This is a genomic window from Cupriavidus sp. 96C5-1, from assembly GCF_057798855.1.
The window spans coordinates 1-15,525 of the sequence record NZ_JBYOJU010000008.1; the positions used below are offsets into that span (position 1 = coordinate 1).

The window sequence follows — 15,525 nt, forward strand, 5'->3', positions numbered from 1 at the left end:
TGGAAACAGGCTCAGCTTGAACTCGGCGCCCCAGGGCCCATATAGCTGCTGTTCGTAATACTGCTGGCAGTCCGTGGCATACAGGGGGAGGCCCAACACTTCGGCGCGAGCCGCCGCCATGATGCGGGCAATATGCTGGTGGCCCAGCCATCTTCCGAGGCTCTCGCGATACGTTGTGCGAAACGCTGCATCCCATGCCGGAGGGGACATGCGCGGCCTCAGCGGCGCGGTCAGATGTTCGAACCACGGATGTGGGCTTCCGTCGCAGAACCACACCGACGCCCCCGGATTCCCCCCTTCCATCCCAACATACGAAGCAAAATAGCCGTCCAACTCCGACCTGGTAAACACGGCATTTTCCATACTGCTCCCCTTACAGCTTAATGCGCCCCGCTAACTCGGCGCGCCAACGTGCTGATCGGCCACCTAACCCGCCGCCCGTGCCGCTGGCGTCGTCTCGCCGGATACCAAACGAGACATGGACGCTGATGAAGTGTTTCGCTTCAAAGAGTTTCAGGCCTTCCCGAATTGTCTGCCGGTCAGTCCGACTCCAAGATCATGGATCTAGCTGGCCCGGCATTCCTTCTTTGGGCTCGCCTTGATTCGGGGTCCGGGTCAAGGCGGTGGAGGCTCACTATGGTGCGGAAAGGGATAAGGCGGTCAGCCGTGTGCCCGGATGGGGAGGGAAATCCGATGCGTCCAGCCGCCGCGCCAGGTAGGCTCCCAGCGCGTCAAGAAGCACATTGGAACTCAGCCCCTTGGGGCCACCGAGTGGAGGGCTAAGCACCAGCGCAGTTCGTTCATGTTCAAAGACATATAGCGATTGAGGCACATCTGCAGGCTGCAGAATTTCCTCGATTCCATCGATACCTTCGAAGCCGAACGCACGCAGATAATCGCACCTGTGCCGTTGGCCCAAGCACAGGATGACGCGCGGTTGATGCTGATGGCGCAGCTTGGAGATGAAGCGGAATCGGCCGCCATCGCGGCACAAGTGCAAGTAGGCTGATTTCGAGTGCAGGACGGAATCGTCTTTGAACGCCTCGTTCCATGGCAGGCTGGGACGTGGATTTTCTGGAAATGGAAAGAGATTCAACTTGAATTCCCAGCCATGCGGCGCATAGAGACAGTGGTAGAAATACTCCGTCGCGTCGATTGGGCTAAGCTCTGGCGGCAGGGTCGATGCGTGGGCAGATGCGATTACGCGCGCAATTCGGTAGTGCGTTTGCCATTGCGGGAAGAAGTGAGCATTGGCCCGACGAAAGGCGACGTTCCAGGAGCCGGGCTGCTTCTCCGGGCGCAGTGCTTTCAGCGGTGGCACGCAGCTGAACAACGGAGCCACATCGCACACCCAGAGGGCAGCATTGGGATTGCCGCCATCCATTCCAATGAACGACGTAAAGACAGCATCAAGCTTCGTGCGGCCCGGTGCTGATAATCGAATCTGCTGCATCCCACCAACCTCCAAGCGAGCAAACTAGTTCACCCACCTTCTATTGAAATACTTACCACTGTTTCTTAAACGATTGAGCGCCCGCTATCCTCGTATGGGTCAGCAGATACTGCGTGGACACACTACAAATAGCTCATAGTGAAAGTCAGAATGCTACTGGCTGTCCCAGGACAGACGGTTGCTGCCGTCTGGTAATAGCGCGCCTTGGCACGCTCCTGGCAGAGGACGTGTATCCGGCGCCACGACGGAATTGGCCGGATTGAAAGCGGGTGTGATGCGTCAATCTGCATCAGCCTGCGCGTCTATGCCTTCATTACTGATAGCTGAATGTGAACGTGGAAACTGCAGTCGCTGCGCCGGCCGTGACGGGGCCGGTCTTTGCAAAGCGCGCCGTCAGCGGAATCGAAGCGTTGCCGTTCAGCTGACTGGGCAGGACCAGGAACTGGTTGGTGTTGCCAGCAGCGCTGGAATCAGGCCCGTACTTGATTGGGTTCCCTTTCCACAGGATCTGGACCGCCACGCCCCTGGCCTGCGAGCCCGGGGCAAGCGACAGCATGTCCGTGGTGTTTGTGGGATTGTTGGCATCCGTGAAGGTCACGTACACGTTGCTGGAAGTGGTGGTGGGATTACCACCGGAGCACATCAGGTTCACGTTGAAATTCACCTGATTCGAATAGGTGTTCGCGTCGAGCGTGCCGGCTGCCACAGTACCCAGCGGTACCCCCTGATTCGGCACCGTCGGCGCACAAGTAGGATAGGTTGGCTTGATGACGATGCCCCCAGGACGGAACCGATACGATACAACCTGCGTGTTATCAGGCGTAAACCAGCCGGCGAACTCACCCGTCAACGTTCCTCCCGACGTGACAGGACCGGTCTTGATAAGTTCGACAAGCAGCGGGTATGATGGGGCTAGGTAATTACCATAGTAAGTACCACCATCGAGCATGACATCGTTCTGCGACCAGTAGGTGCTAGGAAAGACGTAGCTGCCGAGAGTGATACGCACACCAATGCCTGGAATCGATGTGGGGTACACACTACCATTTGGTGCGCCGGTGGTTCCTCGAAAAGTGTATGGGTTAGGGTTCGTTGTACATTTCCACCCGACCGACATAACGCCGTAGCTAAAAACCGGCATCATCGAGGTTGTATTCACTGCCGCCGCTTGCGTACCGCTCCATCTCAACAGGACTGATCCAACGGGCAAGTTTGGATTGACTGTGAAGTTTGGACCTGGATCAAAATTGAAATACCCGACCTGACTGTCGGAGGTGACATACGTGCAGCTCGCGCGCGCGCAGACGGGCAGAAGCGCGCCGGCCAGAATGAATAGAAGAGCAAGGATGCGTGACATGTTAGCTGGGAATTGGTAAAGCAATTTCAAAGGACTGGCCTCGTGCGTTGCGGCTCTCCCATCGCCGTGCCAATGCCTTGCGGTGTGCACGGGAGCCCGTCTACGGTCGACGTCTCGCCCTTCGGGGCGCGAGACAAATCCAGGTGATAAGCCAAACGGCAAGACGAGGCTGGGCCATCACCCCATTTCACTATCAGTTCACCGTTGTTTTCCTTCAGACTCGCCAGAATCTTGCTGCCCTGGGCGACGACACCGACTTCCTTACCCGACGCATCCAGCACCGTAGCCCCAAAGGGAAGAGGCTTGCCGTCAGCGCCCTTGCTTCGAATCACGATCTGCGGGCCATTGTCTTGCGTATCAAACTTCACCACCGAAACAGCGCCGGCAGTGGGAGCGACATATTGCGTCGTTGACTTGAACTCGATTCCCGACGCCAATCCCTTCGGATCGATTTCAATCATGTTGCGCGAGAACGGAATCACGTTGGCTACCACGGCATGACCCCACGGATCCACGCGCAGGCCCGCGCCATTGGCGAGGCGCGCCCCGCCGGCATCCTTGGCCTCGACGATCACCATCGTTTCACCCATGACGGGACTAAAGGCCACACCGCCGGCGTAGGCGACAATGCCGCCGGAGAGGCCGGCGCTGGCCTGCGTATAGTTGTTGCCCTTGCTGACGCTACCATTCAGCATCGTGAACGGTGTCATGTAGGCAACGTTCGCACCCACCGACGTGTTGTTCGAGTTGCCGCCGCCCGAGATACGCGATGCATTCAGACCGTAGGTCAGGCTGCTATCGTCACCCAGCGCCCCGGACACGGATTCCCGCAGACGGAGTGTACCGTTGGAATCACGCTGCGCGCTCGTCACCGAGTTCGGAGCACGAGCCGTCTTGCCCAGCGGAATGCCAACCGTGAGCATGACACGATTGACCCACTTGTTCTCGTTCAGGTTAAACTCACGAGCAGCCGTTACCCCGTAGCTGATGCGCTTGTAGTAATTGCTGTATCCAACTGAGAACTGCGTATCGCGCCCACTGCGGTTCCAATAGTCCTGCGTGGAACCCATCAGGTAAAAGTTGCCCCAGCCTTGCGGCAGCGCCTGGTTCATGGTCACCTGGAGGCGACCCCGCTGAATGCCTGTCATGCCCTGTGGAATAGCGCGCTCATCCAGGTCGCGCAGGGCCATGGCATTCGACAGGCCCAGGTACCCGCTGGTCGAGTAGCGATAGGCAGCCAGCGTCAGGTTGGTGCTTGTGGGTGCCACCATCTTGGAGTAGGTCAACCGGTAGCTCTGGCCGCTGCGATCGGCCTGATTCTGCAGTTGGGTACGAGCTTGCGTAACATCGAGCCCAATTGCGCCCCAGTTGGTGTTCAGAGACGCACCGCCCATTGCTGCGACATAGTTCTCGGACAAAACGGCACCGCCGTATCCGGTCACCATGTTCGAGAAGCCATGCTGCACCGTACCCTGGAACATGAAGGGCCGAATGTGCGCCCCGGTACTGCGGTATTGGCCGGCGGTCATGCTATAGCGCGTCACGCCAGGGCGCAGTGAGGTCACGGCCGCGGCATACGGCACCTTGGACACGTGAACACTGCCGTCCGCCTCGGTGACGGTGACTTCGAGGTCACCACCAAAGCCAGTCGCATAGAGATCATTGATCTCAAATGCGCCAGGCTGGACCGTCGTTTCGTAGATGATGTTTCCGTTCTGCCGAATCTGCACTCGCGCGTTGGTCGAGGCAATGCCACGCACGGTGGGTGCATAGCCGCGCAGCGATTCCGGATACATGCGGTCATCGCTTGCAATCTGCACACCACGATAGCCCACCGAATCGAACAGCGTGCCGTCGGTGAAGCCGTCGCCCAGCGTCAACTGGCTATTGATGGGCGCGATAGCACGCTTGACATTGGTCTGCATCGCCTGATATTGCGAGCCGGTCGCGTCGCTATGCGTATAGCTACCCATGTGGGTCAAGCGCCACGGCCCGGCGTTCACGCCGGCGTTGATACCCGCGTAGCTCTGCGTGTACGACTGGCCCAGGTTGTCTGAATGATAGACGTTCGCGTTGTATTGCAGCTTGGCAGCATTGACGCCCTCGTCCCAGAATTTGGATTCCACGTAGCCGCGGGCATTACGCATCATGTACGCCTGCGGCACGCTCACATCCAGGCGCAACTCGCCGTTGTCATAGCTTGCGGTGGCGTCCGGCACCAGCTGGGGCATGGTGACACATTCGCCCGAGCCAAGCTTTTCGAGTGCTTGCGGCGAAAGCTTCGTCAGGTCGACGCCCATGCGTTCCAGCTGCGCGCGATCTACACATGGCTGCACATTGGCTTTGTCACTGCCGATCTGCCGCATTGTTACTTCGGTACGACCGAGCCAGATTTCGTTCACAAACAGCCCGGCACGGTACTGACCGGGTGCCGCGATGTTTCCCTTGCTGAAGCGGCTGATGTCAATCTTGCCGCCCGAGCCCGGCTGGAGGAAGGCATCATTGAACTGGACTTCGGCGACCAGGGTATCCTCGATCTCTTGCGTTGCCGCATGCGCACTCGCGCCAGCGAACAACATCAGCACAACCGCACTGATCGGGCAAAGGTCCGAGGGAAATGACCGGCGGTGGGATGGCTTATACATGATGGCGAACCCTGAATGCTTGCACGTGCCCGCGCGTGCCACCTCGACGGGCTGCATGTCAACACGACGGGCCTTCTTGGAACAATCTGCTCTACGCGTGACCTGCGCAGCGCGTGAAGGGGCTACTTCAACGAGGCTTCCTCGGTGGTCGAGCCACCCCAGTCGTTGATCGCCTGGTACAGGACCTTGGCGTCCGGCAAGTTGGTGACATCGCCCTTGAGCGGAAACACCTTGGTCTCACCGGGGCCGACCATGCCGCCGTCTTCAAATTTGGCAACCTTGCTGCCAGCTTTGACTTCGATCGCGGCGTAGGAAACGTGATAGGACGTGGGGTTGCTCGCCTCAATGCCGCCCCGGACAAGCTTCCACGTCACTTGCATCGGTGCTTCTTCGGCCTGCCCATGAAGTCCGGCGGGGCGGAAGAACAGCTTGATGCGAGAGCGGAAAGCCAGCTGCAGTAGATTCACATCGCCTTCGGCCTTGGCCTTCGGCGGAATATCCAGCACGTTCAACCAGAACACCGTCTCTTTGTCTTGCGGCAACGCTTCACCGGTGTAGGCAATGCGCAGCGTTTGCGCCTTGCTGGGATCCAGTCGCGACACCGGCGGTGTGACGGTGAAGGGAACGTCGAGATTGCTGGGCGACGCGTTGATATCGCCCTTGTCGATCCAGACCTGAGTCAGGCTGGGAGCCTTGCCATTATTGGTGAGTCTGATCGTGGTTTCAGGCTCCCCGGCATTGTAGATAACGCGAGTGCCTGCAATTACCACCGAGGCGCTCACCTGCGACGCTCCTGCCAGGCTTACTGCCGCCAAGGCCGAGCAAAGCAGGGTACGGAAGATGCGCCTCGTTTTCATGATCAATTCCCAATACTCAAAACCACTTCATCAAAAAGGACGGCGCCTTTTGTGGGCGCCATCCGGGTCATGCCTCGCCGCTTACTGGTAAGCGAGCGAGTACGTCACGAACGAAGTCACGGTACCGGCCGTGCTCGTGCCCGTGGCGTAGTAGCGGCCGATGTACGGCAGCGTGGCCGAGCCCGAAGCGATGGCCGTCGGCTTCGAGTTCTGCGAGGCGTCTGGATCGCCAGCCTTGATCACCGTGCTGTCGCCGTTCAGCAGCTGGATGTCCACGTTCGTGGCGGTACCAGTGGCCTGCTGGAGCAGGCGGCCTTGAGCGTTGACGGTCGAGCCAGCTTCGAAGTGGGTACGGACCGGGCCGCTGTTGGGCGAGCATGCACTCAGATTGATCGAGAAGGCGGTGTCGCCTGCGGTCTGGCCGGCAGCAGCCAGGATCGAGGTCGACACGGTCGGCAGCACGACGGTGAAGTCCTTGCCGCCAGCCGAGCTGGCGATGGTGCAGGTCTGGGCGGTGATGTTGCCGTTGAAGGTGATGGTGCCATCGGATGCCAGCGCATTCTGGGAGATGGCGATGACGCCGGCGGCGATCATGGTGGAAAACAGCTTCGTTTTCATGGGTGAACCTCAAAGAGAAGAGATGAAACTAAAGAAAGCATGCGGGCGGCCTATTTATCGCCGAGGCACGCAACTACTTCACAATTTCGCCCATAAGTAAGTAGAGCAAAAAGGTCCTTTGCAAACTCAAGAGATGGTATTCAATAATTTCCCATCCAGAGCGGTATTCTGGTCGTGAATCGAAACTCATTATTCTGAGATGCGGAAGACGATTTCCGTCATTCACATCGCCAGGAGGAGAAAAGCGTCCTAGTATCCAGCGCGCTTATCAGACAAAACAGCCCTAGGCAGATTTGCGTAGACTTCCCCGATCCGCGCCTGCGGGCGCCCGATATAGAACCCCTGGACTTCGATGTCTCCGCGCGCGGTTAGCCATTCGAGTTGCGCTCCGGATTCAACCCCCTCAACGACTACCCGAAGTTGCAATCTTGCGCACAGATCGAGAAGTGCCTCAAGAACAATGCAACTTCGCTCTCCGGTCGGGATTCCTCGAAGAAAGGATTTGTCGAGCTTTACTCCGTCAATTCGCATGGAACTTAATGCTGAAAAGGGCGGATAGGCAGAGCCGAAGTCATCGCACATGAGGCGAATCCCAAGTCCTTTCAGCGGATCCGTAAATTCCCTCAGCGAAAGCAGTGTCGAAGCGTCTTCCGTCTCGATAATCTCGAAGTCGAATCTGCTGGGGTCCACATGATAATGCCCCGTGATCGCTGTAATCCGTTCGATCAACTTCTCATCGACCAAAACCGACGGCTCCATATTGACGGCAATACGGGTTGGAATTTTTTGATTTCGTTCTTCCAAAACGGCCAATTCCCTGCAGGCGGACTCAAAAACAAAATAGAAAGTCTCGCGCGCAAGTGCCTCATCAGAGAATGCGTGACGAAACGCACCGGGCAGCAGCACCCCGTAAGTCGGGTGGTGCCAGCGCAGCAGACACTCTACGCTGGTGACAGAGGCATTTCTCGCGTGCCATATTGGCTGAAAAACGAGGCCGAATTGCTCTGAGATCAATCCTTCATGTACGCGTTTTACAATGGCCCGAATGCCGGCTGCCCGAATGCCGGCTCGAGCGCCGTCGACAAGAAATATATTACCGGCGCCCTGCACCATCCCGTTCCCCTGTATTTTCAAGTTCTTCATGCGCTTTATCCATCTTTTCCGTCAATGGATAATCAGAGAGTGCGACTTCGGCTCCCCCAATCAATTGGTTCGAGACGAAATCCATCTGGATCGAACGCTCCGACCCACATGCGCAGCGTGTGCATGCACCATAGACTTCGGCTCCAATGGCCGTTGATCATTGATATGCGGTGCTACGCGATGTCAGCAGGTGCTGTCGGGTATATCTGTTGGGGAGGATTATGAACGAGAGGCCTCGAAATCAGGTCGGAGTGGTGTCTAATGAAAATTGAGTCCGTTCTCAATGTGCAGAGCCGTCCGTATGCGTCGGGAACGCGAGGCGGGAAGCTACGTGTAGATGGTCTTTCCGCTTTTTGTGAATTCAATTGTATGAATAACCAAGCCTAAGTGAGCGCATAACATATCCATTATGCGCACATATTTTGTAACAGTTATTCCATTTTGGGTCGGAATTCGGGTGGGTTAATGCAGTCTTTGAAAATGCGCTTGGCGAGCGTCGGTATGTTCGAGATGAACAACTGCGCTACATCCGCCGCCTGGTAAGCGGCAATCTGGGGAGGGGGCTCGCGTAGTCCTTGCCGAGGATTGCTGTTGCGACACAGGCGTCCAGCGCCAACTCGGACGCAGTTTATTTGCCTGCGCTGTTCCCTCGCTCGCCAGACATGCAGATCAACTCGCAGAGTTGCTAGTCGGTCCCCGGGCAGGACTGCCGATTCCCTCGGCGACGTGTACACGTTTGTGTGCCGGAGTCGGCTGGTTGACGGACATCTCCAAGTGTTGCCCGCGATGAAACCGCTACAAGTAGATCAACCTTAAGCGTTCCGCGGGCAGTGCGATCCGTGACTGCCAATTGTCCATGAGTTCCGACCTGGTTCCTCCTATTAGCATGGTGTTCCGCGAGCAGGGTCGGCGCCATAATCGTCATCTGGTCCATTACGAGCCCTAATATGGCGAGGCAAGAGTACCTTGACGACCTGGTCGATGCTCAGTCTGTATTGCGGGTTAACTTATACGCCCAGAACGTGCTCAAGGGCGGAGGTGCCGGTCGGCAACCGGGGCTGAGCGTGGACGAGCAAGTGAAGTATGTCGTTGCGGACGCGATGATATGCGCAAGCGCGGCGCAGGACAATCTCGAATCCCTCTATGCGCAAGTTGCTGGGCGTGGCTTTGCTTAAGCGAGAGATCGTTCTGGCGGATTCTCAATTGAGGGCGCGTGAGCGCTGGCTGATACGTTTGCGTGCAAATAGGCTAGCCGGTGAAGCCGTTGTCGCGCTTGGCGGCCTGGCTTCCGCATGGTGATCACCGGCAGCTGGCTCGCTCTGTCCGGCCAACGCTGGTCATGCGCGTCTAATCGGTCGTTCCTGGGTACGCGCGCAGGGCTGCGCTCAATCTGACAACGCTCTAAGCCACAGGCTCTGGGCGACCGATTCCCAGCAGTTCGCGGCCACTGGGAAAAGTGGTTCGGATGGCTTCCGACGGCCATCAACGGTAGCTCACGATACCGAAACTACTTCGGTCTGGCGGGCACAAAAGCGGTCGTTCGGGTGTGGGCGGCCGACGCCATGGAACGTTCGACATGAACGACATGCCTCGGCACGCTTCGCCCGAGGCATGTCCGCTCGATGGCGAGGTTAGGCGTCACTGCGCATAGACTTCGTATGACACAAGTGCAGAGACTTCCGCAGCCCGGGAGCCACTATCGACTTTGTAGAGCGAGTACGCTTCTTCGAATGGGAGTGTGGTGATGTACGCGATCTTCTGCGCTGCGCGAAAGGTGGTCTTGCCCATCGGGCCGTCTCGCATCCGCATCTCGAAGCGAACCTCGTATCGAGACGCAGGAGGAAGTTCAATAGTCTTTTCGCTCATTGCTGGACCGACTTTCATCCATTCAACCCCTGCGACTGAGGGGTGTCGGTATTCAGTTCCGTTCACGAACACTGATAGTTGAACCTCGGCACCGGGGCGGTCTGGAAAGAGCTTGATCGGCTTAATTCGCATGAAGAACTGGCGCTCCTTCTTTGGCGCATTGGCCGCAGCCGCAGGTACTATCGTAGTTTGGAGAGTCACACCGTGGTGCGCCAGAACTAGTGTGCTGGCGGCAACCGCGATGCAAGCGAGCATAAGAAGGCGAGCCCACACTGGGTAGCTTCCAATAAAGCGAATGATGGATTCGAAGGTTTCCATAGGGCAGATGTTGTTCTGTGAACGCCCAACGCCTAAATTCGGCGGCCGCCGTAGGCGGTCCGCTGGAACGAAATGTTATGCGTCAGCCAACTAGGGCGTGCCCTTGATCGCTCGCGCCAGGTCCAACCGGTTGATCAGCCGCTGACGCTTCACGTGCAGCGGCGGGTTGTGCGGTCGCGGTGGCTCGCCCAGCAGCGTCCGCGAAGGGCCGGCCTGCGGCGCGCCAGACCGTCAGGCCGGCCTGCACAGTGGACTCGATGACCTTGCACCGATCCAGTTCCCGCATGCTCATGGTGTTAGTGTCGGGTCGGCCCATGATCGCGCTCCTGGCGTGGCGGCAAGGCAGCCAGCTTGACATGATCTGGGACGGGGTACGACATTTGAATTCATCCCAAGTACGACATTAGAAATCGACGAGGGTGTCAACCATGATGTGTCAAGAGGCGGACCAGGCTCTTCTGCTCGTTCACGTTGATGACCATGTACCCCCAATCACCTCTTGCGGGGCATTGATCGATTCTTTGATCTCGGCGATCTGCGCCAGCATCTGGCTCCTTACTATAGCCATGCCGGACGTCCCACGATCGATCCTGAACTGATGATTCGCATACCGCGTGGGCTGCTGCTTTGGCATTCCACTCAACGTCGCCACCCTACACGAAGGAGCATCAATCACCGCAATAGCATCAACTGAAGGTGAGGGACGGATTGGCGATGACGCCCAGGCAGTTGATCGAGTCGACGGCCCGCGTTATCACCAAAAACCCCTCTGCTGCGGGAGCATATTTGGATGTTTTACTATTTTTCTTCGGCTATCGAGGCGCGATACTTGCAAACAGTAACACTAGCTCTGCCGGTGCTGCTTCACTTGTGAGGTTGACCCCCTCCAGGTTTTTCCCGCGAGCATCTGTCCCACCCGACAGATGCTCTTTTTTCTTCCGTATCTTAGGAGCGGCAAGGGGCCTTCAAGCTGGATTAACAAGTATGTAAGCTGTCTCTGTCGGATTCAGCCCGTGGGATCGTCGTTGGGCTGTTTGAAACACCGAACGGTCTGCTTCGGTAGTTCCGATCTGGAATAATGCTTGCCATGAGTCGACCGAAGAAGCCAAGAAAGCCTTACCGTGCTGGTCGCACGATTGCGCGTGTCGCCATGCGCACGCGTCCGTGGCAATTGAATGCCGCCTTTGCGCCGCTGGAGTCGTTGCTGGATCGCATCGAGCGTGACGGTACGCTGGAACTGTCGGAAGCCGGGGTGCCAGTTTACACGGCGTCTGGGGACGGCAAGGCTTACAGTCTCGTGGCGGTCATTCAGGGTATGGCCGAAATGTTCGATATTGCCCGGCTGCGCGACCCCACCTGCCCACGTACCGAGTTGTTGCATCGGCTTGCCGAGTTGCTGGAACAAGACGGATTGCTGACGCCGGCAGATATTGCTGGTTGCCATCAGTGTTTAGCGGCACTGCGCGCCTATGCGGCAAGTCTGCCACATCAGGAGATGAGCGATATCGTCAGGACCGCGCAGATCAAGTTCAGATTGGACGCGCTGTTGGAGTTATCGGATGAGGAGGGGGGCTGATCTGGAGTGTTGCAGCGCACAGAAGACATGTACACACATGGATTTACATCTGGCCCGGCATAGTCTATAGTACATCCATGGTACATCCATCGATGAGGATCAACATGCACACCACCAAGGTTTTCAAGAATGGCAATTCGCAGGCCGTCCGTATTCCGGCTGACCTGGCCTACGAACGCATGGACGTCGATCTGGAAATTGAACGAGTGGGGGATGAACTGCGCATCCGGCCGGCACGCCGGCCTCTTGCCGGGGTGCTGAAGAAGTTCGCCAAGTTCGGGCCAGATTTCCTGGCCGAAGGGCGAGGCGAGCAAGAGCAAGCTGAGCGCGAGGCCCTGTAATGCCGCGCTTCATGCTCGACACGAACATGTGCATCTACCTGATGAAAAACCAGCCGGAACAGGTCGCAAAGCGGTTTGCGCAGTGCTACGTCGGTGACGTGGTGATGTCCGCGATCACGTACGCCGAGCTGGAGTACGGTGTCTCTGTGTCCGCAAGCCGCGCACGCGAACGTCGGAACCTCACCGCGCTGATCGAGGACATTCCGGTGGTGCCGTTCGATGCTGCAGCGGCGGAAGCCTATGGCCCCATCCGCGAAGCGACGCGCGAGCGTAGGAAGGATCACTTGGACAAGCTGATTGCTGCGCACGCCGTCGCTCTCGACATTGTGCTGGTCACCAACAACGAGCGGGACTTTGCCGGTTATCCCGGTGTCAAGGTTGAGAACTGGCTCCACGAATAGTCACGGAAAAGGATTCCATGATTGACGTACGGCGTCCTCTCTCCGCGTTCTTCCGAATGGGTTAGCCGGGACTCGGCTTGCTGTTGTGCGGCCTGCGCGGCCACTCGATTGGCATCGGCCACCGCCGCCGACTTTTCCGCCGCAACGCGTGCAACTGCCTCGGCGGCAACATGGGTGCATGCATCGACAAGCTCCGCTTCCAAGCAGGGGACCGCATCCAACCACAGTTCAGCCTGGGCCAGTAGCCTGCGCACATCGCCAACCTCCAGGCGGACCCGCTCGATCAGCTGGCTGAGAGGCGGTATCCCGGCGGACTGACCGCGGGCGCCTGGCCAGCCGCGCTGCGATTGTCCGACGCTTTCCCATCGGAAGGCGATGCGTAGACCGCCATTGACCACCCATGCGCCGCGTCGACGCCTCCCCCTCGTCCGGATTGTCACGGACGCGTCACATCCATCCAGTAACTTGCGGCTCATTTGCAGACGGATTTCCCTGTCCGCATGTCGAAGGCATCCCGCGATCTCGCAACGGAAAATGAAAGGCAGCTCGGCATCGGTCAGTGGGCTTGCGCTTGCGGGTTGCCTGAGTTGCCTGGGCCTTCCGGCGGCGACGGGTACGGCGTACGGGCAGGAAGCGGCGCTAGCCGCTGGCGAGCGTGCGCAGTTCTTCGATGTCGATATCCCCGCGCAGCCTCTGGTTGATGCCTTGACCCGGTTCGCGGTCATCTCGGGGCGTTCTGCCTTATTTCCCGCCTCGCTGGTGTCCGGCCGAATGTCGTCACAGGTGAGCGGCCGCTATACCGCCAAAGCTGCGTTGCATCGTCTTCTGGAGGGTACGGGATTGGATGTGGAGGAAATCAGCGGGGGGCGTGTCGCGGCTCTGGTCCTGAAACCCGTTGCCGCGGACGGCCCGGTGGCGGGTACCGGCGCCGACGCGAACGATCTGGGCGGATACGAAGCCCTAGTGCAGGCGCGCATCTGGGACGCCATCTGCGCATACCCTGAGACTTCGCTAGCAAGCTACCGTGCGCTCATACGCTTCAGGGTGGCGCCTGACGGTCGCGTCTACCATTTGCGATTGCTCGGATCTACCGGGGACCGTGCGCGTGATGTGGTGTTGATGCGCGCCTTGGCGCCCGTACGGATGGACCGGGCGCCGCCGCCGAAGATGTCGCAACCCGTCACCATGGCGATCTTGCCGGCACAGTCCGGCGGTCCCGCTTGTGTTGCCGCAGGGCATTGAGCCGATGACCGAAGACGTTCGCCCGGTCTTGCTGGACTTTCTGTCCCGGCGCTATGAAGATCTCAAGCGCCGGCTCGCCCGTGCATTGGGCAACGACGAGTTGGCCGGAGACGCACTGCACGATACGTGGTTGCAGTTGCGCCGCATGGACGACCCGAAAGCGGAGATCCTGAACCCGCGTGCGTTCCTGCTTCGCATGGCGGTCAATACCGCCATCAGCAGCTTGCGCAGCCAGCATCGCGCCGTGCCGCAAAGCGAAATCGAGGCGCTGCTGGAGGTGGCGGACCCGGCGCCGGGCCCCGAGCAGACGACAGCCGGCCGCGCGGAATTGCATGACCTGATGGCGATCATCGAGCGCATGCCGCAACGGCGGCAGGATATTCTGCTGCTGGTGCGCGTCGACGGCATGGCGCAAAAGGACGTGGCCAAGCGTCTGGGCGTCTCGCTGAGCACGGTCGAGCAGGAACTGAAACGGGCCCACCTGCACTGCGCGGCGCGTATGGCCGGCAGAAAATAGTTTGAGGTTTTGGATGCCGACAATTGTCTTGCCTATGGCAGGGCCCAGCCCGTGGTGCGATGGTAGCGCATGTGCACCGGTGCGGTTCAGTATGTGCGCGTGAAATGACATCATGAAGACATCCATTCAACCCAACGACGCTCCCAGCATCTCGCCGGACGTGCTGCACGAGGAAGCGGTGATCTGGCTGGGACGGCTCACGGACGGTGGCGTGACGCAGCCGGAGCTGCAGGCGTTCAAGCGCTGGCAGCAGACGAGCCCGGCGCACGCCGCGGCGTTCGAGGATGCCAAACACCAGTGGAAAGCCATGCGGCCGGCGTTGGTCGAAATGCTGCGCGCCAATCCGGCACGAAGCGCGCGGCACGCACGCCTGTCGCGCGCACCGCAGCTGGGGCGCCGGGCTTTCCTGGGCGCGGGCGTTGGCGTGGCCGCCGCTGCGGGCGTCGCGATCCTCCATCCGCCGTTGGGACTCTGGCCGCCGCTGGCCGAATGGGGAGCGGATTATCGAACCGGCACCGGAGAGCAGCGCATCGTGGCGCTGTCCGACAGCGTGACGGTCACGTTGAATACCCAGACCAGCATTCGCCGCCAGGCGGTCGACGGCGGTGTCGTGGGGATGCATATCCTGGCGGGCGAAGCCGCGGTCGACCTGGGTAGCGGCAGCGGGCCGTTCGCCGTCGCCGCCGGCGTCGGAACCAGTCTGGTCGAATCAGGACGGTTTGAAGCGCGCTACCTGGGCGACAAGGTGTGCGTCACGTGCATCGATGGCGCGGTTCGGATCATGCACCCTTCGGGCTCCCGACGGTTGCAAGCCCGCCAGCAGACGGTCTATGACGACAGCGGCATCAGCAACGTCGCCGCCGTCGAGACCGGCAGCGTTTCCGCCTGGCGCAAAGGCGAACTGGTGTTCAACCAGACCCCGCTCGCGCAGGTGATCGACGAGATCAACCGCTATCGCCCAGGGCGTGTCGTGTTGATGTCGGCTTCAGGGCGCGATCGTGGGGTGGTGGGGCGCTTTCGCATCGCCGTCCTCGACGAAGCGCTGCTGCAGATCCAGTTGGCCTTTGGCCTCGACGCCCGCCGGCTGCCGGGCGGCCTGCTCGTTCTGAGCTAAAGGCGCTTCCCCAAACACGAAGGCGTTGCCTGATATGACGGGCGCATGACACGCGATGTGTCATGTGCCGCTTTTCA

Annotated in this window: 14 protein-coding genes and 2 pseudogenes; 8 read left to right on the plus strand and 8 right to left on the minus strand. The window is 59.2% G+C overall.

The genetic code is table 11. The features are described from left to right. From AC3FOF_RS11835 to AC3FOF_RS11865, 7 genes and pseudogenes are all read right to left on the minus strand, one after another. Positions 1 to 363 (minus strand): annotated as a pseudogene (locus tag AC3FOF_RS11835) (transcriptional regulator); the annotation flags it as partial. A gap of 271 nt (positions 364 to 634) precedes the next feature. Beyond that, the gene (locus tag AC3FOF_RS11840; RefSeq protein ID WP_488726665.1) at positions 635 to 1,453 is read right to left on the minus strand and encodes a transcriptional regulator; all 819 of its coding nucleotides are present in this window, start codon (positions 1,451 to 1,453) and stop codon (positions 635 to 637) included. Between the two features lie 313 nt (positions 1,454 to 1,766). Next, the gene (locus AC3FOF_RS11845; RefSeq protein ID WP_488726666.1) at positions 1,767 to 2,810 is read right to left on the minus strand and encodes a fimbrial protein; all 1,044 of its coding nucleotides are present in this window, start codon (positions 2,808 to 2,810) and stop codon (positions 1,767 to 1,769) included. A gap of 26 nt (positions 2,811 to 2,836) precedes the next feature. Beyond that, the gene (locus AC3FOF_RS11850) at positions 2,837 to 5,512 is read right to left on the minus strand and encodes a fimbria/pilus outer membrane usher protein (protein ID WP_488726667.1); all 2,676 of its coding nucleotides are present in this window, start codon (positions 5,510 to 5,512) and stop codon (positions 2,837 to 2,839) included. 65 nt (positions 5,513 to 5,577) lie between these two features. Next, on the minus strand, positions 5,578 to 6,312 hold the full coding sequence (locus AC3FOF_RS11855) for a fimbrial biogenesis chaperone (RefSeq protein ID WP_488726668.1): 735 nt from the start codon (positions 6,310 to 6,312) through the stop codon (positions 5,578 to 5,580). Positions 6,313 to 6,393: 81 nt separating this feature from the next. After that, entirely contained in the window at positions 6,394 to 6,930 is a 537-nt protein-coding gene (locus AC3FOF_RS11860; protein WP_488726669.1) for a fimbrial protein, read from the minus strand. A 249-nt stretch (positions 6,931 to 7,179) separates the two neighbouring features. Continuing rightward, positions 7,180 to 8,073, minus strand: a complete 894-nt coding sequence (locus AC3FOF_RS11865; RefSeq protein WP_488726670.1) for an EAL domain-containing protein — start codon at positions 8,071 to 8,073, stop codon at positions 7,180 to 7,182. 947 nt (positions 8,074 to 9,020) lie between these two features. On the opposite strand from AC3FOF_RS11865, the gene AC3FOF_RS11870 reads away from it, so the two are divergent. Then, positions 9,021 to 9,248, plus strand: coding sequence for a hypothetical protein (locus AC3FOF_RS11870; protein ID WP_488726671.1), 228 nt, complete (start codon positions 9,021 to 9,023; stop codon positions 9,246 to 9,248). Positions 9,249 to 9,711: 463 nt separating this feature from the next. On the opposite strand, the gene AC3FOF_RS11875 is transcribed toward AC3FOF_RS11870, so the two are convergent. Further along, on the minus strand, positions 9,712 to 10,257 hold the full coding sequence (locus AC3FOF_RS11875) for a hypothetical protein (protein WP_488726672.1): 546 nt from the start codon (positions 10,255 to 10,257) through the stop codon (positions 9,712 to 9,714). A gap of 428 nt (positions 10,258 to 10,685) precedes the next feature. Here AC3FOF_RS11875 and AC3FOF_RS11880 point away from each other — a divergent pair. From AC3FOF_RS11880 to AC3FOF_RS11910, 7 genes and pseudogenes are all read left to right on the plus strand, one after another. Next, a pseudogene (locus AC3FOF_RS11880) lies at positions 10,686 to 10,892 on the plus strand (transposase); the annotation flags it as partial. A gap of 452 nt (positions 10,893 to 11,344) precedes the next feature. Then, entirely contained in the window at positions 11,345 to 11,833 is a 489-nt protein-coding gene (locus AC3FOF_RS11885) for a hypothetical protein (protein WP_276268935.1), read from the plus strand. Positions 11,834 to 11,937: 104 nt separating this feature from the next. Continuing rightward, a complete protein-coding gene (locus AC3FOF_RS11890; protein WP_276268936.1) occupies positions 11,938 to 12,174 on the plus strand; it encodes an antitoxin in 237 nt (78 codons plus the stop codon). Next, positions 12,174 to 12,575, plus strand: coding sequence for a type II toxin-antitoxin system VapC family toxin (locus AC3FOF_RS11895; protein ID WP_488726673.1), 402 nt, complete (start codon positions 12,174 to 12,176; stop codon positions 12,573 to 12,575). Before AC3FOF_RS11890 ends, AC3FOF_RS11895 begins: the two co-directional genes overlap by 1 nt. 534 nt (positions 12,576 to 13,109) lie before the next feature. Next, complete coding sequence (locus tag AC3FOF_RS11900) at positions 13,110 to 13,817, plus strand: secretin and TonB N-terminal domain-containing protein (RefSeq protein WP_488726674.1); 708 nt, start codon at positions 13,110 to 13,112, stop codon at positions 13,815 to 13,817. Next, positions 13,798 to 14,334 carry an RNA polymerase sigma factor gene (locus tag AC3FOF_RS11905; RefSeq protein WP_488726675.1) on the plus strand — a complete coding sequence of 179 codons (537 nt, stop codon included), beginning with the start codon at positions 13,798 to 13,800 and terminating at the stop codon, positions 14,332 to 14,334. Before AC3FOF_RS11900 ends, AC3FOF_RS11905 begins: the two co-directional genes overlap by 20 nt. Before the next feature lie 112 nt (positions 14,335 to 14,446). Continuing rightward, a complete protein-coding gene (locus AC3FOF_RS11910; RefSeq protein WP_488726676.1) occupies positions 14,447 to 15,448 on the plus strand; it encodes a FecR family protein in 1,002 nt (333 codons plus the stop codon). The last annotated feature ends 77 nt before the right edge of the window (positions 15,449 to 15,525 follow it).